The sequence below is a fragment of the Candidatus Cloacimonadaceae bacterium genome (assembly GCA_030693415.1).
GTDB lineage: Bacteria > Cloacimonadota > Cloacimonadia > Cloacimonadales > Cloacimonadaceae > JAUYAR01.
The window spans coordinates 1-17,204 of record JAUYAR010000102.1 but is presented as its reverse complement, the minus strand read 5'-3'; the positions used below and the strand labels follow the sequence as shown (position 1 = coordinate 17,204).

The following is a 17,204-nucleotide window of genomic DNA, read 5'->3' as shown; positions in this document are numbered from 1 at the left end:
CCATGGATGTATTTACACCGATTGGTGTATAAATCCATGATCAGATATCGGGGCTAATTGGCAAGGTGGCTCTGATCAGCGAATTGAGTGGCTCTATTTTCCGAGAGCCTGGCTCTCAAATTGCGAACAAGTGGCTCTATCCCGGCATATTATTCAGCTATCGAGCAGGGATATACCAAAGAGATGTTAGCCGATACCCTTAAAGAGCAGTTCAATGATCTCGCCATCAGATCATCACATTACTGGCAAGGGCTAGCAGAACACACAGCACTGAGAATACGAGAGTTCGGCAGGTTGCAAGGATACCAGAAAGCCCAGGCTAAGTACTACAAGCTCGTAGTTATCCTCGATGACCGCACCAGTGACATCTGCCGGGCTCTGGCAGCCCAAGATAAGATATACCCATTAAACAATGCCCTGGAAGTGATGGATAACCTGATGGCTCTGGATACCAAGTCCAAAAGCCTGGATGATGCCCGAGAGTATATCAAAGCCTTAGCGCCTTGGGTTAAGAATGACCAGATAGTGTATAATAATCAAGATGAGCCTATCGGTGTCTCAGGAGCCCACACTCCCTTCCCACCGTTTCATTGGAAATGTAGGACAACGACGATGATGATTTAACTGTTTATCAAGAAATGGCTAGTTCTCGATGAGAAGTAATGAAGTCCCACTTCTTTGAAAAGTCTCTTGGTTACCAGATGAATATGTTAGTGTTAGAGATGATATTTTTACTGATCGAGCTGTTGAGTTATAGAAACCATCCCATACACCTCCATCGTGTGTCCCTGGCTCAATAAATCCAGTAGCCTTGCATCTTTGTGATGAATAATTCCCAATATCGCTTGCTATAAGATCGTCGACTGCATTATAGTATTTGACCGTATACAAAGCATATTTCAATCTGTTTTTTGAGAAATTATACAAATCAATGCTGACGGATACTCCCCCGCAGCTATCAATCTCACTGATAAGTGCACGGACAATATACTTACATGATGGCTTTAGATCAATTACTCGTATCTTATCTGGTTTCCATTTTGAATATCCTTCGACATAGTTTCTATAAACAAAGGATTGATAGCCTTCAGGGAGTGTAGGATCTATACTTACAACCTGTGACTTTGGTATCTTAAGCAATATCTCTGTATCAATTTCAATATACATAGCTAGGGAATCAACGCAAACGATTGACACTTTATTTGCTAACCTGCCATTAGTTAACACTATATCGTAATCAGGATTTTGATAACCCCATTCTTCACCAATGACAGGATTATCAACAGGGAATGCAAACATGCTTAATACGAGTAAGGCAAAGACCATGATAAGTACTGATTTCATTGCTAACACCTTTATTATGAATTGATTTAATTCGATCATCTATAGACCTTGAACGAAGTGTTCAGGAATTCTTTGATTTTTAGTGCATTATTTTTGTTTATGGGAACTTCAATTTGATCTCCACTAGCAAAAATAGCTTTAAGAGTCGATAGATCGCTGTTTTTTAAGTTTAGCTTTGACTGATCGTCAATAACAACTGTGAAACCTTGTATCTTCTTCCCGCTATCTTTACCGGCTTTATTACCAAATTGTCCAGTTTTTAATGGCATAAAAAAGTCAGACTCAATGACAAACTGATTACCATCTGAAAATGTCATAGCCAAAGAGGAAACAGGTGTTTCAACAGGAATCTTATCATAGAAGACCATCAATAAAATATTCTCGGTACCAGTTTTGGGCAATGTTCTCCTGAAGCTCAAAGTGAAGGTATCGTTATCCTTTTTATAAACAACATCCTGACCAATCATCTTATTATCGTCTTCGGATGTAACTAATCCAAGGCTTACAACATCTACAGATTCGGTTATTCTGTCAGCATTAGTGGATAAACTGTCTCTATCGCCCTTATTACTTCTTTCAGAACAACTGCTTACCACGATCGAAAGGCATAGAATAGCGCAGTACAGTATTGTTTTCATTATCTCTCCTTTTACATTGGTTGATTGTTAAACTCACAATTCTCTTTCGTGTAGTCATGTACTAGTTTGATAATGTTTCGACTTTCTTTACTTTTACCAAATCCATAAATCAAACCAATAATGAAAAGAACGGCCATTATTAAAAAAACTGCAATCAGCACAAGCACTCCTTGTTTACGAATGTTATAGTTATAAAAGGATAGGATAATACTATGGTCTTCACGACATATCCTCGTCCTCTGCTCTGCAAATGAGTTCAGCCTGCTCAAGCACCAGTTCAGTAGCCTGAGCTTGCTTATCTGGTGGGTACCCATATTTACGTAGTATGCGCTTTACGATCACTCGCATTTCTGCTCTCACGTTCTCCCGGATAGCCCAATCGATTTTGACGTTGTTTCTAACTGATTTTGCGATTTCCTGAGCAATCAAACGAAGTTGATCATCACCTAATACGGCTACCGCACTATCATTTACTCCCAGAGCGTCATAAAAAGCAATTTCGTCTTCGGATAACCCGAGTTTTTCTCCCCTGTTACTTGCTTCTCGCATGACTTTTGCTATCTTGATCAGCTCGTCAATCACCTGGATAGTCTCAATAGCTCTATTGTGATACTTGGCTATTGCATTCTCTAAAAGCTCTGTGAAGGAGCGAGCCATCACAACATTCTTGCGAGCAGTGTACTTAATTTCGCCATCAAGAAGTTTCTTTAATAGCTCAACTGCAAGATTTTTATGCTCCATGCCCCTCACATCGGCCAGAAACTCATCCGATAAAATGGAGATATCCGGTTTCTTAATTCCTGCAGCTGAGAAGATATCTATCACTTCGTCAGTTACTAATGCTTTAGAGATGATCTGCCTGATTACGTGCTCGATTTCATCCTGTGATCGCTGTTTGTCTGGTTGGCTTTTCACCAGAGCAGCTTTTACAGCCTGAAAGAAAGCCACGTCATCGCTTATCTCAAGGGCTTTCTCGTGAGGCACTGATAAAGCATAGGCTTTTGTTAGTTCAACAACAGCCTTCACAAAACGATTCTTGCCATCTGCAAGTAAAAGTACATGTTCCTGAGCTCTAGGTAGTAGGGACAGTCTTTCTTGGGCATTGCCTGTGTTCCAAAGATCTCTATTAAAGCCGTGAAACAAATCACAGCACACTTCGTATTTCGCCAGCATCAAGGCTACCGCTTCGTTTTGGTCAATGGCCGTTTGCCCCCTGCCCCCGCTTTCAGTGTAGTTGGATAATGCTTGCTTTAGCTGCTCAGCTAGCCCAATATAATCAACTATCAGGCCGCCTGGCTTGTCCTTATACACCCTGTTAACCCGAGCGATAGCTTGCATAAGCCCGTGTCCCCTCATTGGTTTATCAATATACATCGTATGAAGGCAGGGGACATCAAAGCCAGTCAGCCACATATCTCTTACTATTGCAATCTGGAAATGGTCACTGGGGTCTTTGAACCTTTTACCAAGCTCTTCCCTTCTGGTTTTACTTCTGATATGCTTTTGCCACTCCACAGGATCACTGGCAGAGCCAGTCATGACGATTTTAATTGTCCCTTGACCATCTTCATCATTGTGCCAGTTTGGTCTCAGAGCTATGATAGCCTTATAAAGTTCTACGCATATACGCCGGCTCATACAAACTATCATAGCCTTTCCAGCAAGAACATCCTGCCGGTTTTCGAAATGCTTTACAAGGTCTTCTGCAATTTTCTGGAGTCGATGTTCAGAACCAACCAAAGACTCCAAGGTAGCCCATTTAGTCTTTAGCTTTTCTTTACTATCAAACTCCTCACTCTCTGTAACTTCTTCAAATTCGTCATCAATCGTAGGTTTTTGTGCTTCATCGAGTTCAAGCATTGCCAAGCGACTTTCGTAGTAGATGGGAACGGTAGAACCATCCCGGACAGCTTGTTCAATATCATATATGCTGATATAATCACCGAAAACAGCCCTGGTGTTTGCATCAGTCAATTCAATTGGAGTTCCAGTAAAGCCGATAAAAGAGGCATTGGGCAAGGCATCACGCATGTGCCTGGCAAAGCCATCAATGAAATCATATTGGCTGCGATGGGCTTCATCAGCAATCAAGATCACATTTCTTCTGTCGGTAAGCAGTGGATGAGCCCTTTCAGTGTCTGTGGGGAAGAACTTTTGCACAGTTGTAAAGATCACACCCCCGGATGCTGTTGTTAGCAACTCCCTAAGGTGATCTCTGCTTTGAGCCTGAACTGGTTGTTGCCTCAGCAGCTCATGGCAGCGGGAAAAAGTGCCAAACAACTGATCATCCAAATCATTACGATCCGTAATTACTACTATAGTTGGATTCTGCAAATCCTTGTGCAATACTACTCTTCCCGTAAAGAAAGCCATAGTTAGGCTTTTACCTGAACCCTGGGTGTGCCAAACAACACCAATGCGCTTATCTCCTGTAGGTCCTGCAGCCCTTACTGTTGACTGGATTGCGTGTCTCACAGCGTGAAACTGATGATATCCTGCCATTTTCTTAATCAGTGTCCCAGCTCCAATATCCTCAAAAACTATGTAGTACCTGATAAGATCTAGGAATCGTTGTTTATCGAATACTCCCTCTATCACTACCTGTAGCTGAGTAAGGTGGTTGTCGTCCAAGCCTTCACCATCAATGGTTCTCCAAGGCATAAACCATTCTTTACTGGCGGTTAATGTCCCCACTCTTGCATGTAAGCCATCTGAAACCATCAGCACAGCGTTGTAATTGAACAGAGAGGGGATTTGCTCTTTGTAAGTCAGCAACTGATTATAGGCAGTCCAAATAGTAGCTTTAGCATCTGCCGCATTCTTAAGTTCAATTACTGCTAGTGGCAGTCCATTTACGAAAAGAACGATGTCAGGCCTTCTCTCAATCTTGTTTTCCACGACTGTAAACTGGTTAACAGCAAGGAAGTCGTTATTGTCCTGATTCTCAAAGTCGATTACTTGGACGTAATCTCCGGCTATACTGCCATCTTCTCTTGGGTATTCAACAGGAACTCCCTCAATTAAATACTTGTGTAAGGTATGGTTATTAATGATCAAGGACGGTGAATCCAATTTGATCAACTTCCTGAAAGCTTCTTCGATAGCCTCAGAAGGTACTCTGGGATTTAAAGCCTGAAGTGACTGATGAAGTCGGTCACCTAAAACAACTTGTCCATAGGTTTCTCGTTCAGATTCAATCGCATCTGGTGCCATGTCTAAACCGAAAGCAATATTGTAGTTAATCCCTTCTAACCAAGCTAAAGTAGCTTGTTCAATGACTGATTCTGAGAAAAATCCCCTCATTTAGTTTTACCATACTTTACAGCATTTTCTTTGCAGTGCTGCAATACTTCTTGAATCCATTTGTCGTACCAATACCAAGTTCCTGCAACCATCACACCATATCCTTTGGCTGCATCTTTTGCCTCTTTATCCTTCCACAAGTTCGTGTGTGGAGTCATCCCAAAACGCTTGTATCCCTTTTCTTTCATCATTGAGACGATTTGCCCCGGACGATACTTTGGTTTCTCCGTTTCTTTAATTACAGTATAAGCTCTGTTCACATCAGCAGCTAATGGCGAATCAGATTTAACAAACTCGATCACCTGATCTGCCTGGCCTTTATGATTGGCTGTTTTGGCAACAAACAGCACACGATAGGCAAATTTTGGGCTGTTAAACTCATCCTCAGATAATTGATTCTCGAATCCTTCGATAAAGGACTGAATATAAGATGGCATTTTGTCTGGCGTCGGCAAAGTTTCGATCTGTTCTTGCGAAATTGATGTAAACTGAAGACTGAATGCAAGATGCTTATCAATGCCGAGTTTATCTCCAAAGAACGCCTTAACATACTCATTGTAATTCAAGCAACATGCTTGGAACTTAGCGCTCAAGGTTGAGTCTATCCTGGTTGTCATCTGATGCTCAATTTCATGACGTATCCCAATCAGAAATCGCAGATTGTTAATTGTGTCTTTATCTAATGGACAACTACTCTCGTTTAAGCATCTCTCAAGTTCCCAGTATTTATACGCTCTTGGTTTTCCTTTGACCGTTTTCTTAGTTCTATCGTAAACTCGCCTATTTCCCTTTTGAGTGAAGTATCTGTACTCGATATTATGCTTACGATAATACGCATGTAGTAGATAAGTCCAGGCAATATGCATCAAAACTATGTATATTTCAGATTTAAAGGTTATCATCGGGCTGTTAAAAATTTGAACTGCTGCAAGAGCTGACTCTCGGGATTTAGTGACTAGTTCATTCGAAATGGATGATATCCGCCGGATTCTTTGTTGGTTTGGCATCAAACACTCCTTTCCACTAACTCTCTGCATCATTGATTCGTATCTTACCACTTATCAATTTAGGCAGAAGAAAATCTCGGATAGACACTAAGCTATGTGACATCGCAACATTGTTACATATCGCCATCATCAAAGGGCTTACAATTCCCTCAAATACTTGTTTCAGGCAATTGCCGGGATCAATCACACTCAGGTTGTTGAATGTTTCTCGTGTAATAGTGTCAAAGACCGATCCATGGGTTCGTTGCTTTAATGTATCTACTGCATCGGCAATTGTAAGGTAGCTCCAAAACGGAGTCTCTGAAATACTCACAAGACCATAACAAGATTGATTCATCGTCATGGGAACACCTGTTAATGCTAATTTGCCAACTGTTCCCCGGGCAGATATTATCGTCGTTCCGACAGGCAAAAGCCTTGTTGATGAGGATTCAAGACCGGCTTGTGATATGCTTTTCTCAGTTTTAAGAACAAAAACTCCGTGTTCCGGTGGAGCATCTCCAATAGAATACCAGGGTATGTTACCATCCCATAATTCGTGTCTAGTGGTCTTCGGTGTTCCCCCGCTAATAATACTCAAATGTTTTAAACAAGGGCTGAACTTCCACCATTTCGGTATAGGTCCTGTCTCTGAATCTTCAAATGAATCTGGGAATAGGGCTGCAATCTCTGGATTCATTCCTTCTGGTTGTTTCCCTGCAGCTTTGGCAAGTACCGGGTCAAAATCAACAAACCAGCTTTTAAAGATAGCTTGGGCTGTGCCCTCCAAAGTCTTGCAGATCTGGCGATTTACTTCGATTTTTTCGTCTAAAACACCAAGAATTTGTGAGATAGCATGCCTATAGGTCTTATCAAACAAAGGTATTTTTCTTAAATGTGCTGCATCGCGGTTAAGCCCTGGAACAGCACTATCAGAATTCATAAGCTCCAACCCCAGTGTCTTTAACAAATAGTAGGTAAAACGTGCATCTTGTGGATCAGAATACTCTATAAAAAACGTAGTATCAATAGGCCAACAAGGGATAGGCGAGTAGTGAACAGCTCCAACAGTGCCCTTACGACCAATCACGACTGTAGGTCCTTTAGTATAAGGTACATCATGCCATCCCACTATACCGTTGGAACCATAAACTGGAATAGTCCCAAAGCTATTTCTTGATCCCGCTGGAAGCCCTTTCCCATATATGAAGGGGCAAAAAGTCCCTACTGTTGTCTCAATCCCCATATCCAATATCCTTCAGATTTTCCCAGATAATCTGATTGAGTTCGTCACTCTTTTTCATTTGTTCTTTCAAGGTAGCGCATAACTTAGCCATTTTCTCTTCAAAAGGCTCGTCATCTTCTTCAATATCGGCAGCCCCGACATATCTCCCCGGAGTTAAGATGTGATTATGTTCCCTTATCTCTTCAATAGTAGCACTTTTACAGAAACCGGGGATATCTTCATAAGTCCCTGAATCGGGATCACCTCGCCAGGCATGGTAAGTATCAGCAATTTGTTTGATGTCATCATCACTTAACTCACGATGTACCCTATCAATCAAGCTGCCAAGCTTTCTGGCATCGATAAAGAGAGTCTGTCCTCGGCGGTCACGGAACAAGCTAATGTTCTTGATTCGGGTTACAAACCAAAGGCAGACAGGTATCTGCGTGGAATAAAAGAGTTGACCGGGTAATGCTACCATGCAATCCACCAGGTCTGCTTTGATGATATTCTTTCTGATTTCCAGTTCTGCTGTTGTAGCTGTGGACATTGAGCCATTGGCGAGAACGAATCCAGCCATGCCGGTTGGAGCAAGGTGATGGATAAAGTGCTGCACCCAGGCAAAGTTCGCATTAGATGGGGGAGGTGTTCCGTATTTCCAGCGTTTGTCATCTTTTAACAGATCTCCCCGCCAGTCGGAATCGTTAAAAGGGGGATTTGCCAAGACAAAGTCTGCCTTTAGGTCAGGATGAAGGTCCTTGTGAAAACTATCAGCATGCTCTTTACCAAGGTTTCCGTCAATACCTCTGATAGCCAGATTCATCCTTGCTAAGCGCCAAGTAGTATGGTTTGATTCTTGTCCATAAATACTGATATCTGGCTTGGCTTTACCACCGTTCCCATTCCCGTTAGCATGGGCATTTACAAACTCCATTGACTGGACAAACATACCACCTGAACCACATGCGGGGTCAAATATTCGTCCTTTATACGGAGCAAGCATTTCTACAAGCAGCTTAACAATACATCTAGGAGTATAGAATTGTCCGCCTCTTTTACCTTCAGCACTGGCAAATTGTGAGAGGAAATACTCATATACTCTTCCAAGCATATCTTTGGAACGATTCTCTTTATCTCCCAGCCCGATATTGCTAACCAGATCAATCAATTGACCAAGTCTTTGTTTATCCAAACGAGGATGGGCGTAGTCTTTAGGTAAAACTCCCTTGAGAGCTGGATTATCTTTCTCAATGGCGATCATCGCATCATCAAGCAGTTTTCCGATAGTCGGCTGCTTAGCATTAGCTTTGAATAACGACCAACGTGCATCTTGGGGCACCCAAAATACGTTTTTGGCAAGGTACTCGTCCTGGTCCTCTGGATCAGCTCCTTTATCCCTATCAGCATCCAGTTTCTGATATTGCTCCTCAAACGCATCTGAAATGTACTTTAGAAAGAGTAATCCCAGTACGATATGCTTGTATTCTGCAGCATCCATATTGCTTCGAAGCGCATCTGCTGCTTGCCATAGTTCTTTTTCAAAACCGACATTTGCACCGTTTCCGTTAGCCATTTCTACTGACTCCTCTAGTATATTATTTTGATTTTACAAGTGATTACACAAGGGTTATTTGTCAACCACAAATTCTGTTGTTGTTTACCGTGGGGATTAACATCTATATAGGTCTTGTAGCTATATGTGAGACATAGAATACAGGTCATTGTTATAGAAGCTTGACGCAAGAATCACGGTTTTTGCGAGAGGTTTCAATTAGTAGTGTAAACATTAGCAAATCTTTCTTTTCAATGGTCAGGCGAGGCATCGAATAGCTTTTCGTAGTCCGACGCTTGAACAAGGACTGGGCTGATGAGGGGCACTCTCCCAGCACAATATCAAAAAAACAATGATATTTAGATATGGGATCGCTGGTTTGGGCTACGTGGGTTTGCCATTGGCGGTCACGGGGGAACTCTTTGCGCCACTATATCCCCCTTGTCACAATATTGGCAAGATTTTGCTCTTTACTTAGTTTTCAGGGATATGGCGAACGAAACGATGCACTTCATGGCGGTGCGGAATCGGGATTTCCTCATCGGGAAAGCCGATCGGGGTCAGACACGCAATATAGTCTTCTTTGGGAACCTGCAAAAGTTCTTTGACCGCGTCGTTGTCCATATCCGTCACCCAGCAAGTTCCCAGCCCGCATGTCTTTGCCGCCAACAGCAAATGGTAAGCGGCGATGCATGCATCCTGAACCACCCGTTTGGAAAGCTCCCCTTTGGCACAAACCGCGATTGCAAAAGGCGCTGCCAATATCGGCGCTCCTGCGGAACCGCGCAACTCCACGATCTTGGACAAAATCTCCCGATCCTTGATTACGATGTAATAATACGCCTGCATATTTCGCGCCGTAGGTGAATAGCGACAGAGCTCAAACACCTCTTTCAGCAGTGCATCCGAAACCGGAGTTTGTTTGTATTTGCGCACGCTGCGACGCTCGATGAGGGCTTCTTTCGCCGTCAGATATGGTTTGATTTCCTGTTCGAAACATTGAAATTCGATCTTCCTGCCTTCGGGATCGCTGGCATAAAAATGATAGATATTGTAAACTGGATTCAGTTTCGGGCGATCCTTGGCACATACCGCCAGCTTTTGATACATCTCATCCACCCCAGCCCGATCGGGATAGAAAAAGGTGATCACACCCCTGGAATCAATCTTGTCCCGCTGACAAAATGCCAGCAGCATATTCCCGCTCTGCATAATGCAGCATCCACCCTGATCCAACCAGAGCTCCATCCCCAGTTTATCGCCGTAAAACTCCACCATTCCGGTGAGGTCGCGCGTTTGCATGAACACGATACCGGACATTGTTGCCTCCTATTCGCTATTATTGTGTAATAGTCTAAACCTATCTGGCGAAATGGCAAATGGGAATTGGTGGGGAGAAGGGTGGAAAGGTGGAAAGGTGGATCCGGGGTTTAGAGATGAGAGATGAGAAATAAGCAATAAGCAATATACTGTTGAATGCTTTCGGTCGGCGTCAGCTTATCTCATCTCTCATCTCTAAACCCCGCTCACCCGCTCACCTTTATCGCGATATTAGTGAGTTCTCACGAGGCGGAATCCGACGAATTGATATCCCCGGTTGGGATCGCCTTTTTCACGCCAGATGATATTGAGGTTTCTGCCTTCTCCATTCATCACGTTGCCGCCGCGGATGACCTTTTGAATCCCGGTATCGGGACCCGTGGGATTGATGAATGTGGGCAAAGTTCGCGGGTAAATGGCGTCAAACCAATCCCAGCACCATTCGGAAACGTTCCCGGTCATGTCATAAAGCCCATTGTCATTTGCCAGCTTACCACCCGGCGCGCGGAGTTTTCCGGCACTGTTTTCACGCGACCAGGCAACGTCCTCGGGAAAGTCCGATCCACTGTAGTTATAAAGCTGTCCGGCTTTGGCGGCGAGTTCCCATTCCGCTTCGGTGGGCAGTCGATAGCCATTGGCACGAAAATCGCAGGTCACAACCATCGAAGCTCCTGAACCGCGGATCTTGTATGCCGGTTCCAAGCCTTCGGACTGGCTGCGTCCGTTGCAATAAGTGATGGTCTTGATCCAACTGACATTGTCCACCGGCAGGTTATCACCTGAGGTGCTGACGTTTGCAGGCATCATGAATTTGCTCCATTCGCCTTGGGTGAGTTCATGCTTGCTGATGTAAAACCCGGACTGGGAGACGTTGTGGTTGAGGTTTTCCTTGAGTCTGCCGAAGCCGAAAGTATTTGATTCGATAAAGACCATGGTTGCAGGCATGGATTTGGCAGCACGTGCGGGTTGGGACTGAGCCGGAGCTGATGATTGAGCTGTGAGCCCGGCGTTCAATCTGGGATCGACGCGAAAGCCATCCGAGGCGGCGATATTGGATCCTGTTTTGGAGGATCCGTATTCCGTGCGGACCGGGGCTACCTCTCTTTGAAATCCAGGATTACTGACCGTGGTGACGGTCTGCACACTGTCCTGCGCTGAGAAAATATTTACAAACTTAAATTCCTCGCTTTTACCGCCGAGGATGATCCTTCCTAGATTGGTGCTAAGCAGCAGTATGATGAGGGATAGGATCACTCCGATCAAGATCCAAAAGCCATATTCAATATGGGGTTTGGGCTTGGGCAGATCTGTGGCGCTTTCCATTAGAAGGTCTCCGGTTTTTTCCTTGATAGTCCAGATGCTGTCTTCTATGACGGGGGGGAGTTTTTCAAAATTGCTGAGGATGCTGGAAAGCGAGCTAAATCTTTGCATAATATTACGGTGCAGGCAATCCGCCAAAACTTTGTTCAGGCTGACGCTTGTGCCGCTGATATAGTTAAACTTTTGCTCTTGCAGGCGTTCGGGGCTATAGATGCTCTTATACATCGTGTTTTGGGATAATAGCTGAGCCAGCAGCACGCCGATGTTGAAGACGTCCTCGCGTTCATCGACCTCTTCATAGGCGATGCCTGAGGAAAGGATCTTCAGATCGCCCGTTTCATTGATCATGATTCCGGTCAGGGCGAGGTTGCTGATATTGAGACCCTGCATGCGGATGGCTATCGCAGCAGTGAGAAGCTGCCTGCCCACGGTGCGGATAAATTCTTCGGTGAGCATTTCCGGTTTGCTTGCCTTGATCTGTGCCAGAGGCATACCGGTCACAAACTCCGCCACCATGTAGGGCGGATCGGTGCTTTGGTTCACCTGCACTACTTTGGGGGTATGGGCAAGGTTCAATTTATTCAGGTTTTTAAGCCGCATCTGCAGGTTAAAAAGCGTATCCAGTCGGGTGAATTTGGTCTTGAAGAAGACCTTGAGCAGATACTTTTTGCCGTCCTTTTCCACGATGTATTTGATGCCTTCGGCATCTTTGTTCATCATGCGGATTATGGTATATCCATGGAAAACGCTGCCGGAATCATAGAGATTCATGGCAGGATCGGCGATTTCTTCCGCGGGGGGAAATATCTTCGCATCACTACTCTGTCCCGGTTGCTGATTGGCGTCTTGATGCTCAGGTTTGATTGGCTCGAGCGGTTCAACGTGTTCCCCGCAAAAGGCGCAAAACTTAGCCTTTGCCGGTATCGGTTCACCGCAATTGATGCAAAAGCGTGTGATATCTACCTCCCCAGATGGCGTCGCAGAGCTATTCTCATGGCTGGTTTATCCTGGTGATCCGCATGTGGACGGTCTTTCCATTGATGTCATATTCCGGCATCGTCTCATCGACCGCCTCTTTTTCGGAAAGATCATCGCAAAGGGTCTCAGACGAGATATAGTCTCCGTGCTGTGCGATGGCGGCTTTGATCTCGGAATCCGCCTGCCAAAGGATATTGATCCGGTCCATGATCTCAAAGCCTTGTTCCTTGCGGGTATACTGGATCTTGTTGATCAGTTCACGGGCAAATCCTTCACGCAGAAGTTCCGGAGTGAGCGTGGTATCCAATGCCACAAACATTTCCTTCATGCTTTCAAAGACGTATCCTTCGCGGGAACTGATATGCACGGCGACTTCTTCCGGTGAAAGATCGATCTCCCCGCCATCCACGGTGATCGTATATGTTCCTTTTGCGGAAAAGGCGGAAAGCAGATCCTGACCTTTGGTGTTTGCCAGCACGGCGGCGATGGCTTTCATCTGTTTGCCATATTTGGGACCCATCACCTTAAATTCCGGTTTCAGGTCATAGTGGACAAAATCTTCATCCTCCGCCACATAGTTGACTTGGCGGATATTGACTTCCTCCTGGATCAGATCAAACATACGCCTCACGACAGGTTCATATTTTGCAGGCACATACATGCTTTGCAGGGGTTGGCGGGTCTTGATCTGGCATACGTTGCGAGCTGCTCTGCCGAGATAGACGAGATCGATCACGATCTGCATTTCGGCTTCCAGTTTCGCGTCGATGCATTCTTTTTCAGAGGAAGGATAATCGGCAAGATGCACGCTTTCTCCACCGCCGAGATTGAGGAATAGCTCCTCCGCCATGTAAGGCGAAAAAGGTGCCATCAGTTTTGCCGTTTCCAGCATCACCTGATTGAGGGTGCGGTAGGCATCGATCTTGTCTGAAGTCAGTTCCATCACCCAAAAACGACGACGGCTGCGGCGCACATACCAGTTGGAAACTTCGTTGATCACAAAATCCTGAATAGCGCGCACCACCTTGGTAAAATCATATTGTTCCATCCACCCGCGCACGTCTGCAATCAAGGTATGCAGGCGGGAAACAATCCAGCGATCGATCTCGGAAGTCCGTTTCCAATCCAGGGGATAAGCTGCGGCATCAAAACCGTCGATATTGGCATAGGTCGCATAGAAGGAATAGACGTTTTTGAGCGTTCCAAAGAGCTTGCTTTGGATCTCACGGACTCCTTCCACATCAAAGCGGGTGGGCACCCAGGGAGGGCTCACTTCCAAAAGAAACCATCTGATCGTGTCCGCTCCGTGATCGAGCATAAGCTGGATCGGATCCACTGAATTTCCGCGCGATTTGCTCATTTTCTGTCCGTTTTTATCCAGAATCATGTCGTTGACGAGGCAGCTTTTAAAGCTGGAAACGCCTTTCAGCAGCGTGGAAATCGTGAGCATGGAATAGAACCAGCCACGAGTTTGATCGATCCCTTCAGAGATGAAATCCGCGGGAAAGAGCTCGCGCTCAAACCTTTCTGCATTTTCAAAAGGATAATGCCACTGCGCGAATGGCATCGCGCCGCTATCAAACCAGCAATCAATCACTTCGGGAGTGCGGTTCATGGTGAAGCCGCATTTATCGCAATCAAGCACGATATCATCGATGTATGGACGGTGCAATTCAATGTCTTCCGGAACTGCAGATCCGTCTTTGAGTTTGCCGAGCTGGGTGAGTTCGGCGATGGATCCGATGGATTTCTTGTTGCCGCAATCTCCGCAGACCCAGATATTGAGCGGAGTTCCCCAGAATCTATCGCGGGAAAGCGCCCAATCCACGTTGTTTTCCAGCCATTCGCCAAAGCGTTTTTCGCCGACGAAGGAAGGATACCAATTGATCCTGGCATTGTTGTCCAAAAGCTGTTGTTTGAACTGCGTTGTGCGGATATACCAGCTTTCGCGGGCATAATAGATGAGCATGTTATCGCAGCGCCAGCAATGTGGATAGCTGTGTTTGATCTGAGCGCGGCGATAGAGCGCACCCTGTTCTTTAAGCTGACGAATGATATCCTTGTCCGCGGCTTTGACAAATTGCCCCGCCCAGGGAGTGACCGCGGCGATGAATTTACCTTCGGAATCCACAGGCTGGATGAAGGGCAGATCGTATTTCAAGCCCAAGCTATAGTCGTCCTGCCCAAAAGCGGGAGCGGTATGCACGATTCCGGTGCCGTCGCTCATGCTGACGTAATCCGCCAGACAGACGTACCAAGCGTTTTTATCCGTCTCGACAAAGGTGAAAAGCGGCTGATAGGGACGAAGTTCAAGCTCGCTTCCCGGAAACTCTCGGATTATCTGATAATCCCCTTCCAGCACTTCGAGACGCGCTTTGGCGAGGATCAGGTTTTGTTCGTGATGCAGCACTTTCACATAGATTTCATCCGGATGCACCGCCAGCGCGACGTTTGAGATCAGCGTCCAGGGCGTGGTCGTCCATGCCAGATAATAGAGATTCTCTTCGTCGGATGCCTTGAAACGGACAAAGACAGAGGGGTCTTCCACGTCCCGATAGCCTTGCGCCACTTCGTGAGAAGATAGCGGAGTTCCGCAGCTTGGGCAATAGGGCACGATCTTATGCGCTTTATAGATCAGATCGCGCTCGAAGAAATTGTTCAGAATCCACCACACGGATTCGATATAATCGTTTGAAAGAGTGATGTATGGATTGTCCAGATCGAGCCAATATCCCATCAGTTCGGTCATTTCGCGCCAGAGCTTTTCATAGCTGAAGACCGAATTGCGGCATTCGCGGCAAAACTTTTCGATGCCATATTCTTCGATGCCGCGTTTGTCCTCAAGCCCGAGATGCTTTTCCACTTCGATCTCCACCGGCAGACCGTGCGTATCCCAACCGGCTTTGCGTTTGACCTGAAAACCGGTCATCGTTTTGTAGCGGCAGGCGACGTCCTTGAGGGTGCGCGACATCACATGGTGGATGCCGGGCTTGCCGTTGGCGGTGGGAGGTCCTTCATAAAAGACAAATTGCGGTTTGCCCTCGCGAAAATCAATGCTTTTTTGGGCAAGATCGTGCTTTCTCCAATAGGCTCGAACGCGCCGTTCCAGATTGCCGGCGCTTTCTTTCAATTCGATTGTTTTATACATATCTTCTTATCTTTAAGTTTGTTGCTCGCTATTCCGCAGATCGCTGGGCGGAAACACTAAGGTAGCAGTTCAGTTTTAGCGTGAGATCAGATCTTTTTGGTTCTGCCCATGCGTTTTTGACCGGGCACAAAGCTGTCCCGGGATTTGAGATGGTCTTTTCTGTGCTCGTGGGCTGGGGGCAGGACGTGATCTGTCTCTTCCTCTTCCACGTGTTTTTCTTCAAAGAGTTCGCTGAAATGTTCTTTGAGGTCGTCGTGTTCGGTCACATAAGTTTTCCAGTCATCCACCGCTTTCTCCATATCCACGCAGCGGGTGCAGAGAACGAGGAGATTTTGTTCGGACACGCCGATCCAGCCGCGATCATAACAATTGCCGCAGCTCTTTTTCACACGATGTTTGGCGGCAATCAGTTGTGCCGCTTCCAAGTGTATTTCATCAAGTTTAAACATAATATCTCCTTTGGATATGCTCAGCTCCACCCTTTCGGGGCAGCCTTTTCCATACAATTCTTTTGATCAGAAAGCCATTATTTTCAAGCGTGCTTTTCTGTAAAAGGTTTTTTTTCGGGCTCGGTATCCCGAAGCCGTTCGAGACTTTGCGTTATTTCTTTTTAGTTTTGTCTTTTGGCGCCTCGAGGGGGTCTTTGGTGATCTCTTTGATCGGTGATTCGATTGGTTTGTCCGTGCTTGCGGCAGCAAAGATCATCGGCTCCGTGATCAACGATTTTCTCAGTTCCACGCGCACGATCGGTTCCAGGCGGTGGGTGACTACAAATAGCGTTTTGTTGCGGGAGAGCGCGAGTTTTTCCTCTGCACTCATTGCTTCAATTTCGGCGAGATTGACCACGCGTTCGATGGCTCCGCTGGTCAGGTCCACGATTTGGACGAAGGTTTGTTTCTCTGCCATGAAGGATACCTCCATTATGTATTTATCCGGGAATTTTTTGCATATATCGAGCACGAAATCCAGGTAGTCGCTGCGAAACACACGATGCCACGCCAGGAAGGAACGGCACTTCAGGACGCGCGGACAAACCGCGCACAGGGAAGGCGTCACCTGGCGGTAGCGTTTCAATTCACAGGAATACAAACGGGATTTCTTCATAGCTTACAAGCTCTTCCAAAAGGGCTTTACTGTCAAGTTTTATTGGAAACTTGGCTCTATTTTGCCGAAGTATAACATTCATTAGCTGATGACCTCTGGTAAAAAATCCGGTTGTTTTCGCAAATTCCCTTTGCATTAATCAGACTCCCTGGAAAAAACTCAATTTTTATGAATTTGCTCTGCCTGCGAGTTTGGGTTAGTAGTTGCCAGTTTGGGCAACAGCATTTCAAAATGAGCCTGAATAACTACAATAATCGCAACCAAAGTGGCAATAAGCAACGCGAAA

13 protein-coding genes are annotated in these 17,204 nt (G+C 45.6%); 2 read left to right on the top strand and 11 right to left on the bottom strand.

Annotation, left to right across the window (positions count from 1 at the left end; all coding sequences use genetic code 11):
- Positions 1 to 87: 87 nt before the first annotated feature.
- On the top strand, positions 88 to 624 hold the full coding sequence (locus Q8M98_06310) for a hypothetical protein (protein MDP3114375.1): 537 nt from the start codon (positions 88 to 90) through the stop codon (positions 622 to 624).
- Between the two features lie 18 nt (positions 625 to 642).
- On the opposite strand, the gene Q8M98_06305 is transcribed toward Q8M98_06310, so the two are convergent.
- The 8 genes from Q8M98_06305 to Q8M98_06270 form a co-directional block, all read right to left on the bottom strand.
- Positions 643 to 1,344 carry a hypothetical protein gene (locus tag Q8M98_06305; GenBank protein MDP3114374.1) on the bottom strand — a complete coding sequence of 234 codons (702 nt, stop codon included), beginning with the start codon at positions 1,342 to 1,344 and terminating at the stop codon, positions 643 to 645.
- A gap of 35 nt (positions 1,345 to 1,379) precedes the next feature.
- Positions 1,380 to 1,982 carry a hypothetical protein gene (locus Q8M98_06300; protein MDP3114373.1) on the bottom strand — a complete coding sequence of 201 codons (603 nt, stop codon included), beginning with the start codon at positions 1,980 to 1,982 and terminating at the stop codon, positions 1,380 to 1,382.
- A 219-nt stretch (positions 1,983 to 2,201) separates the two neighbouring features.
- Positions 2,202 to 5,285, bottom strand: a complete 3,084-nt coding sequence (locus tag Q8M98_06295; protein ID MDP3114372.1) for a type I restriction endonuclease subunit R — start codon at positions 5,283 to 5,285, stop codon at positions 2,202 to 2,204.
- Positions 5,282 to 6,292, bottom strand: a complete 1,011-nt coding sequence (locus Q8M98_06290) for a DUF3644 domain-containing protein (GenBank protein ID MDP3114371.1) — start codon at positions 6,290 to 6,292, stop codon at positions 5,282 to 5,284. Before Q8M98_06290 ends, Q8M98_06295 begins: the two co-directional genes overlap by 4 nt.
- A gap of 16 nt (positions 6,293 to 6,308) precedes the next feature.
- Positions 6,309 to 7,517 carry a restriction endonuclease subunit S gene (locus Q8M98_06285; GenBank protein MDP3114370.1) on the bottom strand — a complete coding sequence of 403 codons (1,209 nt, stop codon included), beginning with the start codon at positions 7,515 to 7,517 and terminating at the stop codon, positions 6,309 to 6,311.
- Positions 7,507 to 9,069, bottom strand: a complete 1,563-nt coding sequence (locus tag Q8M98_06280) for a class I SAM-dependent DNA methyltransferase (protein ID MDP3114369.1) — start codon at positions 9,067 to 9,069, stop codon at positions 7,507 to 7,509. Before Q8M98_06280 ends, Q8M98_06285 begins: the two co-directional genes overlap by 11 nt.
- A 453-nt stretch (positions 9,070 to 9,522) precedes the next feature.
- Positions 9,523 to 10,368 (bottom strand): nitroreductase family protein, encoded by an 846-nt coding sequence (locus tag Q8M98_06275; GenBank protein ID MDP3114368.1) that lies wholly within the window; start codon positions 10,366 to 10,368, stop codon positions 9,523 to 9,525.
- A 231-nt stretch (positions 10,369 to 10,599) separates the two neighbouring features.
- Complete coding sequence (locus Q8M98_06270) at positions 10,600 to 12,405, bottom strand: SUMF1/EgtB/PvdO family nonheme iron enzyme (GenBank protein ID MDP3114367.1); 1,806 nt, start codon at positions 12,403 to 12,405, stop codon at positions 10,600 to 10,602.
- Between the two features lie 21 nt (positions 12,406 to 12,426).
- Between Q8M98_06270 and Q8M98_06265 the strand changes: the two genes are divergently transcribed.
- On the top strand, positions 12,427 to 12,702 hold the full coding sequence (locus Q8M98_06265; protein ID MDP3114366.1) for a hypothetical protein: 276 nt from the start codon (positions 12,427 to 12,429) through the stop codon (positions 12,700 to 12,702).
- Here Q8M98_06265 and ileS read toward each other — a convergent pair.
- The 3 genes from ileS to Q8M98_06250 all read right to left on the bottom strand — a co-directional run bounded on the left by ileS (position 12,680) and on the right by Q8M98_06250 (position 16,918).
- Complete coding sequence (ileS, locus tag Q8M98_06260) at positions 12,680 to 15,814, bottom strand: isoleucine--tRNA ligase (GenBank protein MDP3114365.1); 3,135 nt, start codon at positions 15,812 to 15,814, stop codon at positions 12,680 to 12,682. The two genes, Q8M98_06265 and ileS, sit on opposite strands and share 23 nt — an antisense overlap.
- Positions 15,815 to 15,900: 86 nt before the next feature.
- Positions 15,901 to 16,263, bottom strand: a complete 363-nt coding sequence (locus tag Q8M98_06255; GenBank protein MDP3114364.1) for a hypothetical protein — start codon at positions 16,261 to 16,263, stop codon at positions 15,901 to 15,903.
- A gap of 151 nt (positions 16,264 to 16,414) precedes the next feature.
- Positions 16,415 to 16,918, bottom strand: coding sequence for a hypothetical protein (locus Q8M98_06250; protein ID MDP3114363.1), 504 nt, complete (start codon positions 16,916 to 16,918; stop codon positions 16,415 to 16,417).
- Positions 16,919 to 17,204 lie beyond the last annotated feature (286 nt).

What these genes read in the sequence shown, in the direction of transcription:
- Q8M98_06305 (MDP3114374.1), bottom strand. Translation starts at nt 1,344, where the DNA reads ATGAAATCAGTACTTATCATGGTCTTTGCCTTACTCGTATTAAGCATG.
- Q8M98_06300 (MDP3114373.1), bottom strand. Translation starts at nt 1,982, where the DNA reads ATGAAAACAATACTGTACTGCGCTATTCTATGCCTTTCGATCGTGGTA.
- Q8M98_06295 (MDP3114372.1), bottom strand. Translation starts at nt 5,285, where the DNA reads ATGAGGGGATTTTTCTCAGAATCAGTCATTGAACAAGCTACTTTAGCT.
- Q8M98_06290 (MDP3114371.1), bottom strand. Translation starts at nt 6,292, where the DNA reads ATGCCAAACCAACAAAGAATCCGGCGGATATCATCCATTTCGAATGAA.
- Q8M98_06285 (MDP3114370.1), bottom strand. Translation starts at nt 7,517, where the DNA reads ATGGGGATTGAGACAACAGTAGGGACTTTTTGCCCCTTCATATATGGG.
- Q8M98_06280 (MDP3114369.1), bottom strand. Translation starts at nt 9,069, where the DNA reads ATGGCTAACGGAAACGGTGCAAATGTCGGTTTTGAAAAAGAACTATGG.
- Q8M98_06275 (MDP3114368.1), bottom strand. Translation starts at nt 10,368, where the DNA reads ATGTCCGGTATCGTGTTCATGCAAACGCGCGACCTCACCGGAATGGTG.
- Q8M98_06270 (MDP3114367.1), bottom strand. Translation starts at nt 12,405, where the DNA reads ATGAACAAAGATGCCGAAGGCATCAAATACATCGTGGAAAAGGACGGC.
- Q8M98_06265 (MDP3114366.1), top strand. Translation starts at nt 12,427, where the DNA reads ATGGAAAACGCTGCCGGAATCATAGAGATTCATGGCAGGATCGGCGAT.
- ileS (MDP3114365.1), bottom strand. Translation starts at nt 15,814, where the DNA reads ATGTATAAAACAATCGAATTGAAAGAAAGCGCCGGCAATCTGGAACGG.
- Q8M98_06255 (MDP3114364.1), bottom strand. Translation starts at nt 16,263, where the DNA reads ATGTTTAAACTTGATGAAATACACTTGGAAGCGGCACAACTGATTGCC.
- Q8M98_06250 (MDP3114363.1), bottom strand. Translation starts at nt 16,918, where the DNA reads ATGAAGAAATCCCGTTTGTATTCCTGTGAATTGAAACGCTACCGCCAG.